This window comes from Desulfovibrio subterraneus, from assembly GCF_013340285.1.
Taxonomy (GTDB): Bacteria; Desulfobacterota; Desulfovibrionia; order Desulfovibrionales; family Desulfovibrionaceae; genus Halodesulfovibrio; species Halodesulfovibrio subterraneus.
The window spans coordinates 655571-679427 of the sequence record NZ_BLVO01000013.1 but is presented as its reverse complement, the minus strand read 5'-3'; the positions used below and the strand labels follow the sequence as shown (position 1 = coordinate 679427).

The following is a 23857-nucleotide window of genomic DNA, read 5'->3' as shown; positions in this document are numbered from 1 at the left end:
TCATGCTGCAACAAATCAAAGCCTCTGCCGGGTCCGGGAAGACATATACCCTGACCCGGCAGTTTCTTACCCTGCTCAAAGATGCCGTGGAAGATGCACGCCCTGCCTGCGCCATCCGCCATGCCGAAGAGGAAACGGAAAGCGGCCACAGCTGGCCCGAAATTCTGGCCGTTACCTTTACCAACAAGGCCGCAACGGAGATGCGCGAACGCATCGTGCGCTCCCTCAAGGAACGCGCGCTGGATATTGAGCCCCGCAACGCCGCCTCGGACTGGGATGCCCCCACGGCTTCCCGCTGGGTGGATATTCTGCTGCGCCGCTACTCCTCGCTGAACGTGCGCACCATAGACAGCCTGCTGAACATGCTGGTGCGGCTCTCCGCACTGGAACTCGGGCTGCCGCCGGACTTCGAGCCCATTTTCGATGAGAAGGAGCTCTTTGAGCCTCTTTATGACAGGCTGCTGGATGCCGCCCGCGCAGGCGGACCGGAACGCGATCTGCTGGCGGATGCCTGCCGCTCCCTGCTCATGCTGACGGACAAAGAAGGCTTTGTGCCCGGTGAAACCCTGCGCACCCGCCTTTACGGGCTCATGACCCGCAGCCTGCAGGAAGGAACCCTGCCGGATGCCGACGGCGACGTGCTGCGCGGCTGGCTGGTGAACCTGCATGGAGACCTGCTCACCACAATCAACACCACAAAGCACCTCATGGAGCAGGAAGGACTCACTCCGCAGGCCAACTTTACCAAGTACATGGACAAGGCCCTTGCCTCCGGCCCGTTCAGGCCACCTGTGGACTCTGCCTATGCCGGTAAGCCGCACATAGACGACTGCCTGCTCAAGGCTTCCAAGGGCAAGGCTTCCGATGATCTGGAAGCCGCCTACAGCGACCTGTGCCATGCGCACGCAGCCCTTGCAGGCCCCGGCCACCTTGTGCGGCGGGCGCTCATCCTTGTTCCCTTCGTACGCCTTGCCGAGCCGTTATCCCGCATGGTGCACGAGATGCAGCAGACTGAGGGCAAGGTCCCTGCCTCGCTGTGGCCCAGCTATGCGCGCGATGTGCTCTCCGGCGAAACCGGTGCCTCGGAAGCCTTCTGCCGCATGGGGACACGGCTCACCCACCTGCTCATCGACGAATTTCAGGATACCTCCATTCCCCAGTGGGAAGCCATTCAGCCCCTGGCTGTGGAATGCCTCGCCAAGAACGGCACCCTCACCTATGTGGGCGACGTGAAGCAGGCCATTTACGGCTGGCGCGGGGGCGATTCCGCCCTGTTTGAATCCATCCTGAACGATCCGGAACTGCGGGCCATTGCCCCTGACCCCAAGCGGACTCCGCTGCCCAACAACTGGCGCAGCCGTGCGCAGATCGTGGAATTCAACAACGGCATCTTTTCACGACTCGCTGAACCGGAAACGGCACGGGCCTTTGCCTCGTCCGTTCTCTCCGGTGCGCCGGACAGGCTGGTGGATGCCGCCGTGGACGACATTGTGCAGGGCTTTGCCGGAGCAACGCAGGATGTGCCGGAACACAAGAAGGACAGCGGCGGCTACGTGCACCTTTACGATGTCACCGCCGAGGGCAAGGACGACCTGCTCAAGCAGGTGGAGGAGCGCCTGACGGTCCTCTTCCGCGATGAGCTCATCCCCCGCAGACCGTGCGGCGACATAGCCGTTCTTGTGCGCACCAACGATGAGGCCGCGCTGGTGGCGGAATGGCTCGTGAACCTGAACCTGCCCGTCATCACGGAAAACAGCCTCAAGCTGGCAGACCACCCGCTGGTGACACAGACCGTGGCATTTTTGCGTTTTCTGGACTACCCGCCGGACGACATGGCCTTCTGGGAATTCGTTTCCGGCAGAGGGCTGTTCGCCGATCTTGCAGACCTCTCCCCCCTGCAGCTGGACAACTGGCTCGCAGCACCGCGGGATGGCCGTCTGTTCTCCGCTTTCCGCAAGGCCTTTCCCGGACCATGGCGGCAGTGGATTGCGCCCTTCTATTCTCAGGCCGGTCTGATGAGCGCCTATGACACCGTGCGCGAACTGTATGCCCGCACCAAGGCCTTTGAGCGCTTTCCGGACAATGCCATTTTCCTGCGCCGCTTCCTTGAGGTGGTCTTTGCGGCAGAAGAACGCGGCATGCGCTCCCTTTCCGCCTTCCTTGACCAGTGGACGGAAAGCGGCGGTGAAGAAAAGGTGCCCATGCCCGAAAATGTGGATGCGGTGCGCGTCATGACCATGCACAAATCCAAGGGGCTGGAATTCCCCGTGGCGGTCATTCCTTTCCATCACCACACCATGCGCCGCAGCGATACGCCTGAACGTGTGGCCGTGCTGGGGCAGGAAATCATGGTGCCGCGCTGCAAGGAACTGGGTGAACCGTACTACAAAGCGCTCGCTGCCGAAGCCCGTGAGCAGCTGCACCTGCTCTACGTGGCTTGGACCCGCCCTGTTGATGAGCTGCATGCCTTCATTACCACCTCGCCCTTCCACGAATCCCAATCACCCATGCTGGTTGCGCTCCGCCTGCTTCTGGACGAATACGGCATGGGGGCAAACAGGGACGAACGGGAACCGGAAGCCATGCTCGGCACCCCGCCTGTCCGCAAAAGAACAGCTACCCCCTTGGCCGCACCTGCCGCAGGTGGCATATCCAGTACAGCCGGCATATCAGGCTCGCGTGGCATTTCTTCAACCGATGCTTCAAGTTTGGGACCGGCAGCGACATCAGCCACGGCATCGGGCTCTGCTTCGGCCTCTACCCAGATTGATACAACGACCGATACGACGATCGATACGGCAATAGATACGACAACTGGCGCGGAAAGCACAGCAGAACACGATTCTGGGAAGAACACGATACCCAATTCAGATCAGCCCAGTTACGACAACTGGAAGCCCATGCAATGGCTGCCCCGTCTCAAGATATTCCGCAACCCGCTCAAGGAGCTGGTGTTCGACGAACGCAGACGCGGCACGCTGGTACACGCCTGTCTGGAACGACTGCGCCTTGCCATGCCTGCCACTCCCCAGAGTATTATGCAGGATGTGCAACGCGCCGTGCGGCACGGCATGAAGACAGCCCCGCTGCCCATTCCCGACCGTGATGCCACGCAGGAAGAACTGTCGGCCATGCTGCACTGGCTTGCCACCCTGCCCGAGTTCCCGCACTGGCAGCAATATGGCACGCCGGAACAGTCCATCATGGATGCACACGGCAGCCAGCACCGCACCGACCTGCTGGTGGACGACGGCACCACCCTCACCGTGGTGGAATACAAAACGGGTCAGCCTTCATCCGCCCACAAACAACAGGTTTCGCGCTACATGAATCTGCTGGCAGCCATTCCTGCTTACAGCGATCACACCTTGCGCAGCGCGCTCGTCTATCTGGATGCCCGCCAGTGCATACTGGCAGAGCATTCCCGCACCACCTCTCATTCCGAAGCAGCGACGGAGCAGTAGCATGCGCGCCCAGCCATTCATCATCATTCCATGGGAAAACGACTTCCTCGCAGGCCTTGCGCGGCTTGTCCTGTCCGAAACAGACGGCAACCCCGCCCATGCATGCATCATCGTGCCGCACAGCCGCCCCCGACGCTATTTTGCCGACACGCTCTACGCCATGCCGGAACTGCCCAAGCCTTTTGCGCTGCCGCAGATGATTACCGTGAGCGAACTGTTCGCCACCTTGCGTTCTGAAATTGAGAACAACCCGCCGGAGCAGATTGAAATGCTTGACCGGGTGGGCCTGCTGCTGCGCTGCCTTGAAAATCAGGCACAGGAACAACGGGAGGCCCTGCCCCTGCCCACCGGCGACACCAACCGCTTTTTCCCGTGGGGGGTGCGGCTCGCCAACCTGTTGGAAGATTTTTACAATCAGAACATTGAACCCGAAGACGTGACCTACATGGAAGGGCAGGTCGTGGATTTTGCCGCCGGTCTGCTCGGCTCTCTGGGGCGGATTCACAGGGAATATACGGAAAAACTGGATAACAGGAGCTGGACAACCCCCGGTTACGATGCCTTCCGCGTGCTGCGGCATATCAAGGAACAGCGGGGCACATACACGGCAGACAGCTTTGCCTGCCTGCGCGGCAAGCGCATCTTCATCGCCGGATTTTACGGCCTTACCGGCGTTGAAGAGGCCATCTTCCGCCACCTGGCCGAAGAGTACGAGGCGCAGGTTGTGCTGCATTCCGATGCCCGCCTTGCGGAAAGCCCTTCGCGGGTGCACTGGGCCTGCCGCGAGCACACGCGCTGGCTTTCCCGCTGGAGCGTACAAGCCACCTGCGCCGAAGAGCCGGAAGCACGCAAACGCGAGACTGTGTTTCATGAAGGGTTCGACCTGCACTCGCAGCTAGACGTGCTTGAACGCACCCTTGGCGCAAGCGACGGACAGCCCCGTATCACCGATGCCGACTCCCTCCCCGCGACCATAGGCAGCGCCGTGGTGCTGCCGGATACGGGCCTGCTCATGCCTGTTCTGCACCACCTGCCCCGCAAGGATGTGAACATTTCCATGGGCTACCCGCTCGGGCGCTCCACCCTGTTCCGCCTGCTTGAAACGGTCATGCGCCTGCAGGAAACAGCATCAGGTAAAGGCCACGGGGCATCCTTGTATCACTGGAAGGAAGTGATCGGCCTGCTGCGCCACCCCTACCTCAAAATGCTCGCACTGGGCGAAGAACGCCCCCTCGGCGTTCCCCTGCATCACATGGAAGCCTCGGTCCGCACGGGCAGGCGCTTCACGGACCCCAGAACCTTGCACCCCGAGCTTGATGAACAGAGCAAGCTGCCGGAACAAGACGTGCGCGCCCTGCTTGCCACCGTGTTCGACCTTGCCGTCACCCGCTGGGAGCATCTGCACACGCCGCAGGACATGGCCGACACACTGGCCGACCTGTGCACCCTGCTGCTCACCCACGGCGGTGACCTGTGGGACCGCTTCCCCATCGATGCGGAATCCATATTCCGTCTGATGCACCGCGTTATTCCCATGCTGCGTGAATGCTCGCTGGCAACGCAGATCTTCCCCAAGGATGTGCTCTTCACCATCCTGCGCGAAACCATACGGCAGGAGCGCGTTCCCTTCGAGGCGGATCCGCTTACCGGCGTGCAGGTCATGGGCATGCTGGAAACACGCCTGCTGCGGTTCGATAACGTGCATATCGTCGATGCCACGGAAGACAAGCTGCCCGGTGCTCCGGCCAATGACCCGCTTCTGCCCGATTCTCTGCGCGGCATGCTCGGGCTGCCGGACTCGCGCCACCGCGAGCTGGTTTCCGCATACAACTTCCACCGCCTGCTGCAAGGGGCGGAGCAAATCACCATCTACTACCAGGCAGGGGTGGAACGCTCCGGCCTGTTCGAAGAAAAACGCGCCCGTTCCCGCTTTGTGGAAGAACTGCTGTGGCAGGAAGAAAAAAAACGCGGCAAGCTCATCACCCCAGGCACACCGCCCCTGCATGCCATCTCGTACCCCATGCCGGCCATCACGCGGCTGGACAAACCGGTCGAGCGCACGCCGGAAATAGCAGCACGGCTGAGCGAATACCTTCGCCGCCCGCTGTCTCCTTCCGCGCTGGATACCTATCTCACATGCCCTGTCCGCTTTTTCCATGAACGCCTCTGCGGCGTCGGTGCCATTGATGAAGTGAACGAGGGAGACGATCACGCGGGCATAGGCGAACTGCTGCACAGCGTGCTTGAAGACTTCTACACGCCCTACCTCAAGCGCACGGTCCACTTTGACGAGGACGACGCCAAACGCCTGCAGGATCTCTTTTCGCTGCGGCTCAACCAGAGCGAACTCAAGGACAGCCTGCCCTTCGACTCCTTCCTCATGCTGGAGGCGGCGGGGCGCAAACGGCTGGCCAGCTTCATTGATAATCAGCCGGAAACCCATATTGCCGCCCTTGAGCAACGCTTTCAGGCCGAGATTGCCGTAGACGGCAGAACAAGGCTCATCGCGGGCCGCATGGACCGCGTGGATGAACGGGAAGGCCAGACAGTCATTCTGGACTACAAGACCGGCAAGGTCAGTCGTCCCAACCCCGGCATATGGGAGGATGACACCCTATGGAGCCGCCTGCGCTGCTGGCAGGGAGAAGACGACGACACGCTTGCCCTGCTCGCGCAGAAGCTGCCCAGCGTGCAGCTTCCGGCCTATCTCTACATCTACCCGAGAGGCGTGCGGCAGGGTGCACCGCTGCCTGTGGGCGATGCCGGATGGGTGGAACTGCGCAGCAACGGGAAAGAAGTGCTGCTGCTCGGCACCAGCACGGAAGACGATATGCGCGAGACCGTCATCAATGAACAAATTCCGCTTCTCATGGAATTTCTGTTCCGCCATATGGAAACAGTCCCCAGTTATCGTCCCAATCGGGGCAGACACTGCGATTGGTGCCCTTGCGCTAATTGCTGTTCTGTGTAAGAACCGCCCGTGAGGGACCTTAGGGAGAGTTGCGTCCGTTGTCCGGAGCACACTACTCCCCTGTCGTGTTTAACTGACACGACATTTCATTACCAATGCGGCGTGAAGCACCGCAATTTGGAGGACTGAATCATGTCATTTCCGTCTTTGAAGATAGGCGACATTGTCGCCCGTATTCCCATTGTGCAAGGAGGCATGGGCGTGGGTATCTCCCTGTCCGGCCTTGCTAGCGCCGTTGCCAATGAGGGTGGCATAGGCGTCATCGCCGGCGCCATGATCGGCATGAGCGAGCCTGATGTGGGCAAAAATCCCCACGAAGCGAATATCCGCGCCATGCGCAAGGAAATCCGCAAGGCCCGTGAACTGAGCGATGGCGTTCTCGGCGTGAACATCATGGTCGCCCTGACCAACTTCGCCGATCTCGTAAAAACCTCCATCGAAGAAAAGGTGGATGTCATCTTCTCCGGCGCAGGCCTGCCGCTGGATATGCCCAAGTACCTCAAGGAATACTACGAGGACAAAAAGGAACAGGCGCACACCAAGCTCGTTCCCATTGTCTCCTCTGCACGCGCTGCCACCATTCTCTGCAAGAAGTGGCTCTCCAAGTTCGACTACCTGCCGGACGCCTTTGTCGTAGAAGGCCCCAAGGCCGGTGGCCATCTCGGTTTCAGCCGCGAAGAGATTGATGATCCTGCCCACTCGCTGGAAGTGGTTATTCCTCAGGTTGTAGAAGCAGTTAAGGTTTTCGAGGAAAAGCACGGCAAGAAGATTCCGGTTATCGCCGCAGGCGGCGTATACACCGGCGAAGACATCAAGAAGTTCCTCGACATGGGCGCTTCCGGCGTACAGATGGGTACCCGCTTTGTGGCCACCCACGAGTGCGATGCCGACGACCGCTTCAAGCAGTCGTACATCGACGCCAAGGAAGAAGACGTAACCATCATCCAGAGCCCCGTGGGCATGCCCGGACGCGCCATCATCGGCAAGTTTGTGGAAGACGCCCGCGCCGGTCTCAAAAAGCCCTTCAAATGCATTTTTGAATGCATTCACAACTGCAAGAAGGAAGAAAGCCCCTACTGCATTGCCTCTGCACTGCTCAATGCCAAAAAGGGCAACCTTGACCGCGGCTTTGCCTTCTCCGGTTCCAACGTGCACCGCATAGACCGCATCATGTCCGTGAAGGAACTGATGACCTCGCTCGCCACGGAATTCGACGCGGCCAGCGCCAAGGCCTAACCGCGGCTAAAACGATCTGTATTGAATGAAAAAGCCGGAGCACTGCATGTGCTCCGGCTTTTATTGTATGGCGTGCCGGTTCTAATCAGCGGAACAACGTGTTGCGCACCTTGCGGGTTAACGCTCTCCCGCCCGTTCAGGAGCAGCACCGTCGAGAAAGAATTGCCAGTTGGCGTCCAGATGTGACTGCAGGTCAATGCCGCCGCCAGTGGAATGGTAGAGCACTGCCAGAGGCACAAACATGCCTATGTAGGCTATGGCAAGCCTGTCCGGTGGAATATCGTTGCGGACCATACCCAGACGCTGGGCAGTTGCAATATGGCGCAGGGCTGTTCCGAGAACGCGCTGCTGCAGCTTGAAGATAACCCCCTTATATTCCGCATGGCCCGTCATGGTTTCATCAGAAAAAAGCACACGGGGCACCACCTGCATCTCGTGCAGCATGCCGGTGAGCGCATCCAGCATCCGCCGCAGCGCCGCAAGGGGATCATCATCACCCGCCGCGCACTGTTCCAGACGAGTACCAACCCGCTCGCCAAGCAGTTCCACTCCGGCTTCAAGCATCTCCAGCTTGCCGGAATAATGACGATACAGGGCCGAGGGCACCAGCCCCACAGCCTTGGCCACCTTGGTCGCCGTGAGCCCGCCCATGCCCTCAACGCACAGTATGTCCAGAACCGCCTCGGCTATCTGTTCCCTGCGGACATCGGACTTTTCATGCTTTCGCTTCATGCTGCCTCCTCCTCGGGCATAGGATAACGCGCAAGGAAAGGCAATCTCCATTGCCCGCAGGCCTTGAATACGCTATCCGTTTCAATACAATAACGAACATCAGCAGAGGATTGTCATAATGAAAGCAGCACAGGGTTCCATGGGACGGGTGTTTGTCCTGCGGCTTGAAGACGGCGACAGACTGCCCGACTGCATCGAACAGTTTGCCGGAGAAAACGCCATACGCGGCGGGCTGGTGGCGCTGGTGGGCGGCATAGGCTCAGGCACGCTGGTTGTGGGACCGGAAGACAGCGATGCCGAAATCATCACCCCCATGACCAAACTATTCAATGCCGCACATGAAGCGGCCGCTCTGGGTACCCTTTTTGCCGATTCGGCAGGCAAACCCAAACTGCACATGCACACGACACTGGGCAGAGGCGATGACACGCTGACAGGGTGCATCCGTCAGGGCATTGATGTGTGGAAGATCGCCGAAGTGGTCATTCTGGAAATCGTGGATTCCGGCATGGTCCGCAAGCTTGACCCCGCTTTCAACCTTGAACTGCTCTCACCGGAGTAGCACACCATGTGGACGCCGGAAATACCCCGCTGGCCCATGCTTGCCCCCGTGCGGCAGGAATTTGATGCCACGCAGGTCGGGGATGTCGAAAAGGCGGTCAGCAATGCCGTGGAGCAGTTGCGCAACGCAGGCATGCTGCGCACCGTCAGGCCGGGGCAGACCGTTGCCATTACTGCCGGCAGCCGGGGCATTGATCGCATTGCAGAGGTTACCGCCGCCCTTGTTACGGTCTGCCGCGCCATGGGGCTGGAGCCGTTCATCGTGCCTTCCATGGGCAGCCACGGCGGCGCCACGGCAGAAGGACAGGTGCAGGTGCTTGCCTCGCTGGGCATTACGGAAGAAACAGCTGGTGCCCCCATACGTTCCTCCATGCAGGTTGTGCAGCTCGGGGAAACCGAAGACGGTATTCCCGTCTTCATGGACGCCCTTGCCATGCAGGCAGACCACATCATCATTGCCAACAGGGTGAAGTCGCACACCAAATTCAAGGCCCCCATCGAAAGCGGCCTCTTCAAAATGGCCTGCATAGGCCTTGGTAAGCACACAGGCGCGGCTCTGTATCACAAGCTGGCAGTGCGCCACGGGTTCGCCCATGTCATCCGGCAGGCAGGTCGTCTGGCCCTTGCCACGGCCCCCGTTCTTTTCGGGCTCGGGCTGGTGGAAAACGCCCACGGCAAGCTGCACACCATTGCAGCCATTGCCCCGCAGCAGATTGAACAGGAAGAAGAAAAACTGCTCACCCTGTGCAAGGAGCTGTCGCCCAAACTGCCCTTTTCCGTCATAGACCTGCTCATTGTGGACCGCATAGGCAAAAACATCTCAGGCACCGGCATGGACGTGAACGTGACAGGCAGAAACCGGGACATTCTGGGCGATTTCATGTCCAGCCCCAGCGTCAGCCGCATCTTCGTGCGCGACCTTACGCCGGAATCAGAGGGCAACGCGCTGGGCATAGGCTTTGCGGACTTCACCACAGACCGGCTGGTACATGCCATGGATTACGCCAAGACAGTGACCAATGCCCTTACAGGCATCAGCCCCGAAAAGGCGGCCATTCCCATCCATTTTCCCACAGACAGGCAGTCGCTGCAGGCTGCCCTGCACTCTCTGGGCGACTGGCAGCCGGAGACGGTACGTATAGTGCGCATTGCCGACACTCTGCATCTGGAAACCATGCATGTATCCCCCGCCCTGCTTGCCGGCCTGCCTGCTTCGGCCCGCCGGACCGGACAAACCCGACAGACCGGACAGATTGGACAGATCGGGCAGGCAACTCCCATGGAATTTGACAACGACGGCAACCTTATCCCCCTCACCCCCCTGTAGTCCGGCAGAGATGATGGCTGTACTGAAAGCCCATGCCCCGCAACCTGACCACAACCTGTTCATCTACGGCCTGATACGTCCTTCAAACCGGCTGTACCCTGCTGTCCGGGTCCATTTTGCATCATACTGTACCTGCCAACCATACAGCTGATATGCTGTACTGCGCTGCTACAGGAGGACACCATGAAAACCATAGGCATATTAGGCGGCATGAGCTGGGAATCGACCCAGTTGTATTACAAATGGCTGAACGAGGGAGTGCGCGAACGTCTCGGCGGCCTGCACAGCGCCCGCATTGTCATGCACAGTGTGAATTTTCACCCCGTTGAGGCAGCCATGGCCAAGGGGGACTGGGAAACCGTGGCGGAACACCTTGTCGCCGGAGCACGGTCCGTGCGTCAGGGCGGTGCCGACTTCATGATCATTGCCACCAACACCATGCACAAGTTCGCGGAGCGCATAGAGGCTGAAGCGGATATTCCGGTGCTGCACATAGCCGATGCCACGGCCGCGTTTGCCAAGACCAAAGGCATTGAAACTGTCGGCCTGCTGGGAACCGCCTTTACCATGGAGCAGGATTTCTACCGCGGCAGGCTGGAGGCCAGACACGGCCTGAATGTGATTGTTCCGGATACCGCAGACCGCGCCCTTGTGCACAAGGTCATTTTTGACGAACTGTGCTGCGGCAAAATCTGTGCGGTATCACGCGACAAGTATGCGCACATCATCAAGGGCATGGAACAGCAGGGAGCACAGGCCGTCATTCTGGGCTGCACGGAAATCTGCCTGCTGGTGGATGACACATGCTCTCCCCTCCCCCTGCTAGACACCACCCGCCTGCATGTGGAAGCGGCGCTTGGCGAGGCACTTGGTTTAAAAGAATCGGCCACCTGCTGAAACTGCTTGCCACAACCTGCCGCCACCACTTACATTTCCATCATGGACACCTGTCTTCAGGGCAGGTGTCCGCCCTACTGCGCTGCCAACCTCAATCACAAAGCGGGATTCACATGCGCATCGTTGCCGAATGCCTTGCCAAAAGCATCAACCTGAAAACCCTGAACTTCACGCGGCTCTCCCACTCCGCAGCCATGCGGGACATGGGGAACGGCAATTTCGTCATGGCCTACAAATATGGAGCGTTAGTCTATTTCGGTGTGCAGGATGATGCCATAGAAGCCATCCGAACCGAAGTAGCCACGCACTCCGATATGTTAAGCGGTGTATCAGACACCGAACACGCCGAGATTGTCGCGGGCGAGATGCCCATATCCGTGTATAATGGGAAAATACGCATACAGACCCCCACGCAGGATCAGCTTTTCATCATCGCCGACGTGCTTTCAAAAAGCGTGGTCCTCAGCCGCTACGAGAACATGATTCTCGAAATGCTGGCCACCATAGAACCCATCGCAGACAATATGCGCCGGGGCAAGATACCGGGCGGCCGCAAAAAGCTCATAAAGACGCTGGGAGATTCTCTCGCCATTCAGGCCGCCATGGTCAGTCGCATCATGGTGGACGAAAAGCCAGAACAGTTGTGGGATATGCCCGAACTGGAAAAACTCTTTGCCCTCATGAACGCTGAATACGAGATAAACGAACGTCAGCGTGTGCTGGAAGGCAGACTGCGCGTCATTACGGATACGGTCCGCTATAACACTGATATTCTGGACTATCTCAGTTCGTACAGAGTGGAATGGTACATCACGCTGCTCATTGTAGTGGAGATATTGCTCACCCTGTATGAGATGTTCTTCAAACACGCGTAAGGACATTCATCGATAATAGCCCAGAATTTCAGCATATCGGCTTCACGAAGCGGTTGACATTTCCTGCCAATGTGACAATCGTGTTACAGCGGTTATATTCAGGAGAGTCATATGCTGGAATCATTGGGAAATCACATTCATCTGGAACACCTGGGCAGCCTGCTTCTCGCAGGCCTTCTGGGCGGGTGCATAGGATATGAACGCGAACGTCGCGGACAGGCAGCCGGTTTTCGAACCAACATTCTGGTCGCCATAGGCGCCTGCCTCATGATGCAGCTTTCGCTGTACATGGAGGAACTGTTCAGACACCTCGACTCGCAGGCTGTTGTGCGCCTCGACCCCGGCAGAATAGCTTCTTACGCCATTGCCAGCATCGGCTTTGTGGGTGGCGGTGCTATCATCAAGGGCAAGGGCAGTGTCAGAGGCCTCACCACAGCGGCCAGTCTCTGGCTTGTCACAGGCATCGGCCTTGCCGTTGGTGCCGGGCTTTTTCTCCCCGCCATCATGGCCACGGCCATCATCTCTGCCGTACTCTTTCTGCTGCCCACCTTCATGAAGCGCATGCCCCCGAAAAACATGCTGGTGATTCTCACTGTGGTATTCAGGAAGAACGTGCAGATGCACAATGAAATCCTCAAGATTATTGAAGAAAGCAAGGATTTCACGTCGCATACCGTAGGATTTGAAGTGGATGCCTGCTCATCTGTCACCACTTACAAGTTCAGGCTTGTAGGACGTGAAGACGCAGGATGGGTGAAGCTCTATGAAACGCTGCGGATGCTGGACGACGTCTGCAAGGTCGGGCTGGAAGAATCGCCCATTCCATAGAGTACATTCCGTCGGTTCACATATAATGAACTGGCTCACGTCAGAAATTCAAATTGATGCCAACCCCAGTTTCTCGAAAAACAGGCTTCATAAAGCCGGGGCTGAAGTCAAAAAATAGATTGTATCGCTTACATCGGGTGCAGGGGGATTATCCCCCTGCCCGCCGGAGGCGAAATAATTCAAAATGTCTTTTCACTAAATTGAAAGCCCTGATTCACATCAGGGCTTTTTCTTTTCACCGGATCTGGCCGCCTTGGGATGCGCCTTGTCATACACTTCCACAAGACGGGCGAGATTGAGATGGGTGTACCGCTGGGTCGTGGTCAGACGCGCATGCCCTAAAAGTTCCTGCACACTGCGCATGTCTGCCCCTGCCTCAAGCAGATGGGTTGCAAACGAATGCCGCAACCCGTGGGGAGATACCGCCTGCGGCAGGCCAACGCGTTTGCACAAATCTTCGATGATGCGGGCCGCCTGCCTGCGGTTGAGCCTGCCGCCACGGGCTCCGAGAAAAAGGGCCGGTTCACGGCCGGAGGCATCAAGGGCCTCGCGCTGCCGCAGCCATGCCTGCAGTGCGGTCTTTGCCGTATCGGACAGAGGAACCATGCGTTCCTTGCTGCCTTTGCCCATTACCCTCACCACGCCGGATGCAGGGTCAATGTCGGCAATATCCAGATCAAGAGCTTCCGAAATACGCAGCCCCGAGCCATAGAGCAATTCGGCAAGAGCAAGGTCGCGGGTGAGCTGTTCACGCGCATGGCCTCTGTGACGGGTGGATTCGGCAGTCTGCTGCTTGCGCTCATCAAGCACGGCAAAAGTCTGGTCCACGTTCAGGGCCCTGGGATGCCGTGTATCTGTCTTGGGATTACGCAGGCCGTCCGTGGGAATGACGGTTATGAACTTCTTCTTCGCAAGATAGCGAAACAGCCCGCGCAATGCGGAAAGTTTGCGTCCCATGGACGTCTTGTTCATCCGCAGCCTGTGCAGATCGGCAAGAAAGCCCTGTACCATATGGCGGGTTACATCCTGCGGCGCATCCAGCGTGCCGCCGTGCTGCTGCAGGTAAGACTCGAACTGATGCAGGTCACGGGCATATGCTTCCACCGTGGCATCGGAATAGCCCTTTTCCACGGCCAGATGCCCGATATACATCTCCGCCATGTCCGGCAGTGCCGGAAGCCCGGAGAAATCAGCTTGCGCCGTACGGGAAGATGCCGAGCGGGATGAAGCGATGCGACCGGGAAAGTCGTCGTCCCCCGCGCGCCCCTTACGCCTGCCTTTGATCGATGACATAGACGCTCCCCGGATCTTCCTTTGCCTTTTTCTTCAACTGCATGGCAATGGCAGAAGCCTCTGCATAATGCTTGAGGCTGCCGTTGCGATTGCATACCACTGCGATGGAAATGGCCATGAGCGGAAAGGTCTGGGTCTGCCCGCGCCTGTCTTTGGAAACGATGCTGCCCCGCTCCCTGTCGGCCGCATCATAAAAACTCGGCACAATGGAATCGAAAGAGGCCACCAGCCGCTTGCAGGCGGCTTCCACCGTCTCCAGCGGCAGAGCAAAGACAAAATCATCGCCCCCCACATGCCCAACAAAGGACAGGGGACCATGAAAAGACCTGACGGTATTCACAATAACCCGCGCTGCCATCATCAGCGCCTCGTCACCACGGAAGAATCCGTATTTGTCGTTGAACGCCTTGAAGTTATCAAGATCGGCATACCCCAGTGCGAAGTCACGCTTCTTTTCAATATGTTCCTTGATAAACTGGATAATGGTGGTGTTCCCGGGCAGACGGGTCAGGGGATTGGCGTCCAGTGAACGGGACATGCGGTTCAGGGTCAGCTCCACGCGGGCTTTGAATTCCTGATCCTCGAACGGGGTAAAAACTATGTCGTCCGCCTCCAGCCGAGACCAGTCGATATCGCCGTACAAGTCCTTGCGGGGCATGCACAGCACGGTAGGTACCTGTCTGTACACATTTTCGCTCTTCACCAGCGAAACCAGCGCCTCGCCCGTCATATCCGACAGAACGGAATCCGACACGAGCAGAGCAGGCGGATCAGTGAGCAGCTGCTCCACAACCGCTCCTGCGCACGAAAATACTGACCACTGCATTTCCTGTTCGGGCCAGATATTCTGAACCTGACGTACGAAGCAGGTATCCGAAGAGATGAGAAAAGCCTGAATGGGGCCGTTTTCCGTCATGGTCGGGTGCATATGGAGGGTAAACCGTCCTAGTTGAATCCGAGGTCAGAGACTTCGAGAAAGGCGTCAGAAAGCTTATCCAGCAGAGATTCCAGCATACGCTGGTTAATGCCGAGCAATTTCATGGCACGGGGTTCCAGCACGGGTACGTTGTTATCGCCTCCGTTGCCATATTCAAACACGCGGGTCAGAAAATTGCCGATATGCACCACGCAGGCATACTTGGTATACAGCTGCGCACTCAACGGCTTGTGGTGGTACGAGATAGCCTCGGAAATGTTCGGCGGCAGGTTCCAGTGCAAAGCCAGCCACGCATTTACACGGTCATGCCCGAAACCGAGCAGTTGCTTTTCCGCCTGAAGAAAGGTGATGTCCTGCGTGGCAACCAGCTTTTCCAGCTCCGGCTTGATCTCCGGCAACTGCACCGCAGCGACCACCTTGCCCAGATCGTGCAGCAACCCTGCAACGGCGTATTCTTCAGGATCTTTCAGCCCGAGGGTCTTGGCCACTTCGCCGGAGGCAAGAGCACAACCCACGCTGTGTTCCCAGAGGCCCACCATGGCCTTGTTCATGTCGTCAAAAACGGAAGTTGAAATAATAAGCCCGCGGATGACGTTGAACCCCAGCAGAACCAGCGCATGCTGAATGGAACTGATACGCCCCGGAAAACCATAGATGGGCGAGTTGACCATCTTGAGCACCTTGGCGGACAGCACCTGATCGAACGTGATAACCTTGGCTATCTGCTCCGTGGAGGTGCTGGGGTCCTCCATGAGGCGGGTAACCTCTTCCAGCACCTTGGGCAGCGTGGGCAGGTTCTTCACCGCCAGCACCCTGCCCTTGTACTCGGTTCGCATGTCCTGCATCATGCCTTCACCTTCCTGGAGAGCAACGATCCTATACCGTTTTTACCCTGCTGCGCCCCGTTTTTCTTCATGCCTGCATCCGCGGCACCATCAGCGGGTGCAGCACCGTTCGCTTCCGCCTCTTCCGCTGCCGCTGCAGCTGCGGCTTCAGCGGCTTCGGCAGCCGCAGCTTCGGCAGCGGCTGCAGCAATTGCAGCCGCCTTGAGACGAAAGTACTGAGACAGCACCTTCTTCAAGGTCATCATGAAGGTATTGTCGGTATGCTTGCGAAAAAGATGATTGATGCGTTCTGCACGCTTGTCATAATCCGTGCTTCCGGGCAGGCCGTCCATCCGGACGGGATTGCCCTTCACGGTAATGGTGCTGATGCCCGACTGTTCAAAACGGGCTATAAGAGACTCAGACAACTCCACGCCTTCGCCCACCAGTGTAATGCCGTCTTCGCGCACCACAGCTTTGGCGAGTTTCATGCCCGGAGCTGCCAATTTTACGGGTATTTTCTGCATATTCTCATATCGTCAAAATTCGCGTTACCAAAACCCTGATCACAGCATGCTACACGATAGCGCTGTAGTGCATGCCTGGCAACTGGCGCACTGCCCCCTGCACTTCCAGCATGAGCAGCACGGCACTGGCTTTGGAAGCCTGCCAGTCCAGCGCGCGGCACAGGTCGTCTATGTGCATGGTTTCGCGGCCGGAAAGCGCCTTGAAAAGTTCAAGCTCATCGGGCGTCATGTCATCGGTCAAACTCATTGATGCGACATCCGCAGGCACGCGGTGGCAGCCGGCTGACCTGACGGCAGCATCCATATGCTCACAGTCTTCATCATCCGCACTCCAGCCCATGCCAACGCCCATGCCAGCCGCAGTCGTGCGTTTGGGTGCCCCCCTTCCTGCGGCGGCATTTCGCCCTTGCAGAACGGTTGCGCCTGACTCATCCTGCTCCGCAGCGTGCCGCCCTGTGAATGTTCTGGCGGCGGGACTGGGAGGTGTAACACGTCTCTGTCGGGGAGCCACCTCTTCGGGGGTTTTCCATTCGTCCGCATTGATGCCGATGAGCGGTGCAATCTCTACCAGCACATCGTCGCAGGCAAACACGGCTTTCGCCCCTTGCCTGATGAGATCGTGACATCCGGAAGAGGTTCGCGCCTGCACCCTGCCGGGTACCGCAAACACCTCGCGCCCCTGGTCCAGGGCGTGGCGTGCGGTGATAAGGCTGCCGCTGCGCTTGGCCGCTTCCACCACCAGCACTCCGAGTGAGAGCCCGCTGATGATTCTGTTGCGCATGGGAAAATTTCTGGCTTCGGGCATGGTACCGGGGGGAAATTCGGAAAGAACCAGCCCGTCATCGCAGATGCGGGCATGCAGGTCCGCGTTTTCCGGCGGATAGATGCAGTCCGGTCCGGTGCCGAGCACGGCGATGGTGCTGCCCCAGCTTTCCAGCGCCGCCTTGTGCGCCTCGCTGTCTATGCCCCGCGCAAGGCCGGAAACAGTCGTCACGCCCGAGGCGGAAAGGCGGCGGCACAGATCCCGCGTTGTGGCAATGCCGTCACGCGAACACAGGCGGGAACCGACAACGCCCACGCCGGGATTGGCAAGCAGGCCCGCATCGCCCATGTAATAGAGAAAAATGGGGGGGTCGGTAATTTCCTTGAGCCGGTTGGGATAACGCGGGTCAGTCCATAACAGGATACGCCAACCGGCCTTGCCTGCGGCATTCCACTCCTCCCGTGCGGGTCCGCGCCAGCGTTCGGAACGATACTCCGAAACCATGCGGGCAGACACACCGGCACGTTCCACCCAGTTGGCCACATCCAGCACGGCGGAATAGGGAGAGGGATAGACTTCCAGCAGCTTCTTCCACGTCCGCGGTCCGAGACGCGAAGTATGCCGCAATGCGAGCGATGCCCAGAATTCGGTTCGTTGCGCGTCGTTCATTCCGCCAAGACTGAACGCAGCGGAAACATCAGTGCGCTGCATGAGAATCCTGCGGCCTTACAAGGAGGCGAGACGCTTGCGGGCCATTTCCGCAGGCGAAGAAGAAGGATAGTCCTCAACCAAGGTCTGCAGGTAGAAGCGCGCGTTGCTCTTGTCCCCAAGCTTTTCGTAGGAGAAGCCCGTCTTCAGCATGGAAGCCGCAGCCTTGTCATGCTTGGGGAACCTGCGCACAACCTCTTTGAAGGTAAGAACGGCCTGCGCATAGCGCTTTTCGTGATAGTAGGTCTCGCCCATCCAATACAGGGCATTGGGGACGAGAGTATGGTTGGGATTATCGCCGATGAACTGGTCGAGCAGCTTGCGGCCTTTTTCCACATCACCGGCACGAACGAGGGTGACTCCCTCTTCATATAATTTTTCGGGACCGCCGGAAGCATCGCCAACCACGACAGTTTCAGCAGCGGAAGGCTTTTCCGCAGCAGGTGCGGCTGCCATGGCCGGAGCAGAGGCCGGGACCGGAGCAGGGGCTGGAGCAGGAGCTTTGGCTTCAGGTTCGGCAGCCTTTGGAGCCGCCTTTTCCGCCACCTTCTTTTGTGGTGCGGCCTTCTTCGCTGACGCAGTCATTTTTTCCGGTGCAGCTTTGGCCGTTGCACTGGCAGCCGGAACCGGCTTGGGAGCGGCCTTGGGAACATCGGCAAGAGGCGCCTCTCCCGCTGCCACCAGACGGGCACGCAGAGCTTCCTTCAAAGCAGCCGTTTCCGCCTGCAATTCACCGGCCTTGGTCTTGGTATCGTTCAGTTCCTGCCGCACTGCGGAAAGCTGGCCGTCAAGATCCTGCACCCTGGTCTGCAACTGTGCCTCGCGCTCCTTCTGGCTTTCCTGAAACTCCAGAAAACGCGCTTCAATATTCTGCAGCCGCCACTCGTCGCTGGCCGCTCTGCTCTGCTCTCCCTGCTGGGGAGCGCATGCCGCGCACATTGCAATCAGAATACAACCAACCATCCGGTCGACACGAAAAGCCATACTTTGCCTCCGGCAATGTCTGCATCTTTTGCCTGCAAGCAGGAAAAAAGGCGATGTCCGCCTCTGCTGGAAAGAGCTGGTGTGCCCGAAACAACTTTCGAACGCACAATACCCGCCAGTTACACCATGCCTTTCATCCATAGGCGAGACAGGGATTTTTTTCAAGGAACAATGCGCGTTAGTATTGCTGTTTCCTGTTGCAGTCTGCATGCCAGCCTTGCACATATGGCATTTTTCAGGCACAAGACCGTTGCCGACAGAACGGTCCGGCAAGCGCAGACGCCGCGCTATCCGCACCAGAGGGCCGCACCCGCCCCGCCCGTTCCGTCTCCAATAGCATCAAAGGAGCCTCAGCAGCATGACCCCTATGCTCATCTCTCCGGCACAGGCTGTAACAGCCATCGTTGCGAGCTGCATCGGACTGGTACTGCTTGCCATTGCGGCAAGTCCGGCTATCGCCGTTGTCAACCAGCAGCTTGCCGTCCTGCACAAGAAGACCTTTCACGACAAGCTTGCCAAGCAGATAGCCACCATGGCTACCACCCTCGGCTGCCTCTTCTTCACCGCCATTGCCGCCGGTGCGGTGCATCTTACCATACAGAACCCGGAACTGTTTCAGGGGCCATTCAGACTGCCCCTCATGGCCAGCCTCGGTGCCGTAACCTTCTCCTTTGCGCTGCTCATGGCCTACACCCTGCTGTGGAAAAGCATGCGTCAGAGCAAAAGCCTGCATATGCTCATCGGCCTTTTTGCCGCCATCTCCATGCTGTTTGCCCTGTTCCTCTGCTACGGTCTTGCAGGCAGCATGCTGCGTGAAGGCCATGTCATTCCCGCAGGCGCAGGAACCATGGAAATTTTTGCTGCCATATACACCATATCTCCTTCCTCCCCCACGTGGCCTGTTTTCATTCAGAGCCTTCTCGGAGGATTCGGCGCCTCGGGCATGCTGACTCAGTGCTACCTGATACTGCGCCGCAACCGTGACGACTTCGGCCGCGACTACTACAAGTTTGCCGTCCCTTCCGCTGCCAAGTGGGCTCTCATGCCCACCCTGATGCAGCTTGCACCGGCAGCATGGCTGTTCTTCATGCTGCAGCCGGTGCTGGGTACGCCCGCCACAGACAACCTCACCATGTGGTGCTGGCTCACCGCCGCCGTCATGCCGCTGGCTGCCGCCGCCTTCTGGATTCGCGTAATGCGCAGCGAAACGCCTCTGCGCCACAAGGTTTCCATGACCATTGCGGTACCTCTCGCCATCATCGGTGCCGCAGCACAGCTACTCGCTGTCACGTACCAGCTGGGCCTGTAGCCCCGCATTTCGAAATCACGAAAAAGGCCGGGTAACCCGGCCTTTTTTTGCACAGGAGGCAGAACAGAACATGGGACACATCGTAGCCAAAGACATCTACCGCCAGCTCGGGGACAAGATAGACAACACCTCCGTGCGCACCCCATGGACTCCCGCCTTCCGCGAACTGCTGACCAGCCTCTACTCACCCGAAGAAGCAGAGCTCATCGTCAGAATGCCCTACCGTCCTTCAACGCTGGAGCGGGTAGCAGCCGTAACCGGACACCCCGCCGCAACGCTGCGCCCGAAGCTAGAGGCTTTGTGCGGCAAAGGGCTGGTCTGCGACATATGGGAAAAAGATCAGTACCTTTACATGATCAGCCCCTTCGTCATCGGCTTTTTCGAATTCACCATGATGCGCACCAAAGGCGACCTCAAACCCGTACAATGGGCAGAGCTTTTCCAGCGCTACATGTTCGGTGACAAGAGTTTTATGGAAGCCAACTTCGGCGACGGGCAGATCATCTCGGTCATGCGGGCGCTGCCTCATGAGGAAACCGTTGCGGACGTGGACCATGTGGAGATTCTGGACTACGAAAAGGCCTCTACCCTGATTGCGGAAAACACCGTCTTTGCCGTGGGCCTATGCTCCTGCCGCCATGAAAAGCACCATCTGGGCACTCAGCAATGCGACGTGACGCTGGAGACCTGCACCTCCATGGGGTCCGGTGCCGACTTTCTCATCCGCAACAACTTTGCCCGCCGGATAGACAGGGCAGAGATGCTCGACATTCTGGCCCGCTCCCGCGACATGGGCTTCACCCTGTCCACGGATAACGTCCGGCAGGGAGCCGGTTTCATCTGCCACTGCTGCGGCTGCTGCTGCAATCTCATGCACGGCATCAAGGAATCCGGCTACGCCGGGGTGCTGGTCTCATCCAGCTTCATAGCCGAGTGCGACACGCAGACCTGCAACGGCTGCGGACTGTGCGCCAAGGCCTGCCCCATAGACGCCATCCATATACGCGAAGAACTGACCGGAGAAACCGGCGCAAGCGGCAAACCCAAGAAACGGCGTACCGCAGAGATAGACGATTCCATCTGCCTTGGCTGCGGCGTATGCGCCCTGCGCTGCAAGCAGGGGGCGCTGCAATTGAAAAAACGCGCCCGCAAGGTGTTCCATCCGGAAGACACTTTCGAGCGCGTTATTCTGCAATGTCTGGAGCGCGGCACCTTCCAGAATCTCATTTTCGACAATCCCAACAGCCGTACGCAGGAATTCATGCGGGGGCTGGTGGGGGGCTTTCTGAAGCTGTCGCCGGTCAAAAAGGCTTTGATGGGCGATGCGCTGCGATCGCGCTTTCTTCACGCTATCAGAAAAGGAACCGGGGCCTGATCGGGCCCCGTTCAGGAAAATCTACAATCCGGCAACACGGCGGACTGAACGCACCAGCCGCAACAGCTGGTTGGTAAAGCTCGCCTCGTTATCATACCACACCACAATACGCAGCATGCTGCCGTCCATGACGGAAGTAAGCGCCCCGTCCACCACACTGCCGTAGGTACAGCCCGTGTAGTCGGCTGAAACGAGCGGCTCTTCGCTATATCCCATATGCTCATCCGCATGGCTTCGCAGCAGGTCGTTCACCTGTGCCACCGTTGCGGGGCGTTCCAGTTCACAGACCAGATCGATCAGCGAAACGCTGGCCGTGGGCACACGGAAGGCAAGACCGTGCAGCTTTCCTTCCAGCCCGGGCAGCACCTTGGCCACAGTACAGGCGGCACCGACCGGCGTGGGCAGCATGTTCATGCCGCAGGCACGGGCGCGGCGCAGGTCTGAGTGCGAACCATCCAGAAGACGCTGGCGCAGCGTGTAGGGATGAATGGTCGTCATATGCCCGCTGCGAATACCGAACTCGCGCAGAATGTGCTGCGCGGGCAACGCCAGACAGTTGGTGGTGCAGGAAGCACAGGAGATTATTCTGTGCTCCGGCAGAAGCTCGTTGTCGTTTACCCCGGGAATGATGGTTACATCCGCCTCAGGTGCCGGACAGGCAACCACCACGCGCCTCGCACCGGCGGCAAGATGCCGTTCGTTGCTGGCCCTGTCCGCAAAAGGCCCTGCGGATTCCACGAGAATATCCACGCCATCCCAGTTCCACCCCGCAGGCTGCACGGTGGTATAGCGGACAGGTTTGCCAGCCAGCAGGAATCCCTCATCGTGCGGCATAACGCCGTCAAAGCGGCGATGTATGGAATCGTAACGGAGCAGATGGCGGGCCTCTTCCAGAGACATGATGTCGTTCACTACCGCCAGACGCAAGGATTCATCCGAACGCAAAGACTCATCCCCGCCGTTTCCGGCAGCAGGTTGTTCCCCCAGCAGACGAGCCATGTAGCGCCCTATGCGCCCGAATCCGTTAATCCCAATACTCGTAGGCATGTACCTGAGACTCCTGCAAAACAACGAAGGAAAATGGCGCGTCGCAAGACCCGCCATCGTGAAAAGACGAAAAGGAGATCACGGGGAATCTAGGCTTCCCAGATCTCCACGCTGTCTTCGGGAATTTCCAGATCTTCAATAAAGGCACTGGCAAAGCCTTCTTCACCTTCGGGAACGATAACCACGAACTGGGCTTCCTTCTCGTTTCCGAACTCGGCAAAGGCCTTCATTCTGTCGGCCACTTCCTGCTCGGCGAAGAATTCCTTGGTGATTACTTCAAAGATGAAGGTAATACCCTTCTTGTTCTTGGCCGTGATGTCCGGAATATGTCCGCCGACTGGGTCAGGCGCGGGAAAGTCTTCATAGCCTTCCGCCTTGAGATCCCGATAGCCGGATTCAAGAAGTGCTTCTATGACGGCATCGGCCAGATCGTCGCGCATATCCAGAATTTCATCATCAATGGACATAATGCCCCCGTTATATTTAGCGGATTAGTGCAAAGTTAAACCTGAGAAGCATTTTTCTCACTCCGGACACACGGCCGAACTGAGGAAAAAGCCAGGGAAGTGCAAAGCAGCAACGGGCTGAAGCCGCCCTTTCAGGCTGCGCCAAACTAGACCCAAGGAGAAAACGCGTCAAGCATTCAGGCGCCTGCACGCCCTTACTCCCCAACTTTGTTATATAATGATGGCTGGTGTTATTTCCTCCCCTCCCAGCCCGATGTCACGCTGGTCAGTTAATCAATTTTACTTCTTACCGACATGAATTTTTTTCGTTTGCGCATTTCGCAAACATGCGTATTTTGATCTCACGCAATGACTGCATGCATCAGTACCGTATTGGTACTGCAATTCTTCGCTCGATATCCTGCTTCTTGGCTATCGACACGTGTTCGTGAAACGATGACGCATTGCATGAGATGTTCGCAATGTGACTTATTTCACGAAATGCCTTTACAGACTATTTGCCCTGCACGTCCACCAAAAGACCTGCGAAGACACCGCACTTGATCATATTTTCACAATTGCTATTGTTGTGATCTGTGTGATGTCAAATAACACTTCCGGAACAATGCAACGCTTATCACAACGGTGCACAACTTCCGGACGCGTATAATTGCGCCCTATTGATGCATTCAAAATTCAGACGCAGTGCCCCCTGCACAGCAGGCTGCGTCGAAAAAAACATACACTCTTTGG

Annotated in this window: 19 protein-coding genes; 10 read left to right on the top strand and 9 right to left on the bottom strand. The window is 58.2% G+C overall.

The annotated features are described in order from the left end of the window. The first annotated feature begins 2 nt into the window (after positions 1-2). The 3 genes from HUV30_RS09960 to HUV30_RS09950 all read left to right on the top strand — a co-directional run bounded on the left by HUV30_RS09960 (position 3) and on the right by HUV30_RS09950 (position 7671). Positions 3-3464 (top strand): UvrD-helicase domain-containing protein, encoded by a 3462-nt coding sequence (locus HUV30_RS09960; RefSeq protein WP_174405278.1) that lies wholly within the window; start codon positions 3-5, stop codon positions 3462-3464. 1 nt (position 3465) lies between these two features. Continuing rightward, positions 3466-6435, top strand: coding sequence for a PD-(D/E)XK nuclease family protein (locus tag HUV30_RS09955; RefSeq protein WP_243452140.1), 2970 nt, complete (start codon positions 3466-3468; stop codon positions 6433-6435). Between the two features lie 132 nt (positions 6436-6567). Beyond that, positions 6568-7671 carry an NAD(P)H-dependent flavin oxidoreductase gene (locus HUV30_RS09950; RefSeq protein ID WP_174405276.1) on the top strand — a complete coding sequence of 368 codons (1104 nt, stop codon included), beginning with the start codon at positions 6568-6570 and terminating at the stop codon, positions 7669-7671. Positions 7672-7788: 117 nt separating this feature from the next. Here HUV30_RS09950 and HUV30_RS09945 read toward each other — a convergent pair whose 3' ends face one another. Next, positions 7789-8403, bottom strand: coding sequence for a TetR/AcrR family transcriptional regulator (locus HUV30_RS09945; RefSeq protein WP_174405275.1), 615 nt, complete (start codon positions 8401-8403; stop codon positions 7789-7791). Positions 8404-8521: 118 nt separating this feature from the next. Between HUV30_RS09945 and HUV30_RS09940 the strand changes: the two genes are divergently transcribed. From HUV30_RS09940 to HUV30_RS09920, 5 genes are all read left to right on the top strand, one after another. Then, positions 8522-8965, top strand: a complete 444-nt coding sequence (locus HUV30_RS09940) for a PPC domain-containing DNA-binding protein (RefSeq protein WP_174405274.1) — start codon at positions 8522-8524, stop codon at positions 8963-8965. A 6-nt stretch (positions 8966-8971) separates the two neighbouring features. Then, positions 8972-10291 (top strand): nickel pincer cofactor-dependent isomerase, group 22, encoded by a 1320-nt coding sequence (locus tag HUV30_RS09935; protein ID WP_174405273.1) that lies wholly within the window; start codon positions 8972-8974, stop codon positions 10289-10291. Between the two features lie 183 nt (positions 10292-10474). Next, on the top strand, positions 10475-11188 hold the full coding sequence (locus HUV30_RS09930; RefSeq protein WP_174405272.1) for an aspartate/glutamate racemase family protein: 714 nt from the start codon (positions 10475-10477) through the stop codon (positions 11186-11188). Between the two features lie 113 nt (positions 11189-11301). Beyond that, positions 11302-12063 carry an RMD1 family protein gene (locus tag HUV30_RS09925; protein ID WP_174405271.1) on the top strand — a complete coding sequence of 254 codons (762 nt, stop codon included), beginning with the start codon at positions 11302-11304 and terminating at the stop codon, positions 12061-12063. 111 nt (positions 12064-12174) lie between these two features. Beyond that, a complete protein-coding gene (locus tag HUV30_RS09920) occupies positions 12175-12891 on the top strand; it encodes an MgtC/SapB family protein (protein WP_174405270.1) in 717 nt (238 codons plus the stop codon). A gap of 219 nt (positions 12892-13110) precedes the next feature. Here the strand turns inward: HUV30_RS09920 and HUV30_RS09915 are convergent, their stop codons facing one another. The 6 genes from HUV30_RS09915 to ybgF all read right to left on the bottom strand — a co-directional run bounded on the left by HUV30_RS09915 (position 13111) and on the right by ybgF (position 18927). Beyond that, complete coding sequence (locus HUV30_RS09915) at positions 13111-14052, bottom strand: tyrosine recombinase XerC (protein WP_243452190.1); 942 nt, start codon at positions 14050-14052, stop codon at positions 13111-13113. 106 nt (positions 14053-14158) lie between these two features. Then, positions 14159-15112, bottom strand: a complete 954-nt coding sequence (locus HUV30_RS09910; protein WP_174405269.1) for a GGDEF domain-containing protein — start codon at positions 15110-15112, stop codon at positions 14159-14161. A 17-nt stretch (positions 15113-15129) separates the two neighbouring features. Further along, positions 15130-15969, bottom strand: a complete 840-nt coding sequence (locus HUV30_RS09905; RefSeq protein WP_174405268.1) for an HDOD domain-containing protein — start codon at positions 15967-15969, stop codon at positions 15130-15132. Further along, positions 15966-16436 (bottom strand): hypothetical protein, encoded by a 471-nt coding sequence (locus tag HUV30_RS09900; RefSeq protein WP_174405267.1) that lies wholly within the window; start codon positions 16434-16436, stop codon positions 15966-15968. Before HUV30_RS09900 ends, HUV30_RS09905 begins: the two co-directional genes overlap by 4 nt. Before the next feature lie 85 nt (positions 16437-16521). After that, complete coding sequence (gene dprA, locus HUV30_RS09895; protein WP_174405266.1) at positions 16522-17946, bottom strand: DNA-processing protein DprA; 1425 nt, start codon at positions 17944-17946, stop codon at positions 16522-16524. A 15-nt stretch (positions 17947-17961) separates the two neighbouring features. Further along, positions 17962-18927: a tol-pal system protein YbgF gene (gene ybgF / locus HUV30_RS09890; protein WP_174405265.1), complete on the bottom strand. Its 966-nt coding sequence runs from the start codon at positions 18925-18927 to the stop codon at positions 17962-17964. A 358-nt stretch (positions 18928-19285) separates the two neighbouring features. Between ybgF and HUV30_RS09885 the strand changes: the two genes are divergently transcribed. After that, positions 19286-20236, top strand: a complete 951-nt coding sequence (locus HUV30_RS09885; protein ID WP_174405264.1) for a hypothetical protein — start codon at positions 19286-19288, stop codon at positions 20234-20236. 70 nt (positions 20237-20306) lie between these two features. Further along, positions 20307-21611 carry an ATP-binding protein gene (locus HUV30_RS09880; protein ID WP_174405263.1) on the top strand — a complete coding sequence of 435 codons (1305 nt, stop codon included), beginning with the start codon at positions 20307-20309 and terminating at the stop codon, positions 21609-21611. A gap of 21 nt (positions 21612-21632) precedes the next feature. Here HUV30_RS09880 and HUV30_RS09875 read toward each other — a convergent pair whose 3' ends face one another. Together HUV30_RS09875 and HUV30_RS09870 are read right to left on the bottom strand one after the other, a co-directional pair. Then, entirely contained in the window at positions 21633-22658 is a 1026-nt protein-coding gene (locus HUV30_RS09875) for a type I glyceraldehyde-3-phosphate dehydrogenase (RefSeq protein ID WP_174405262.1), read from the bottom strand. Between the two features lie 89 nt (positions 22659-22747). Continuing rightward, positions 22748-23125, bottom strand: coding sequence for a hypothetical protein (locus HUV30_RS09870; protein ID WP_174405261.1), 378 nt, complete (start codon positions 23123-23125; stop codon positions 22748-22750). Between the last annotated feature and the right edge of the window lie 732 nt (positions 23126-23857).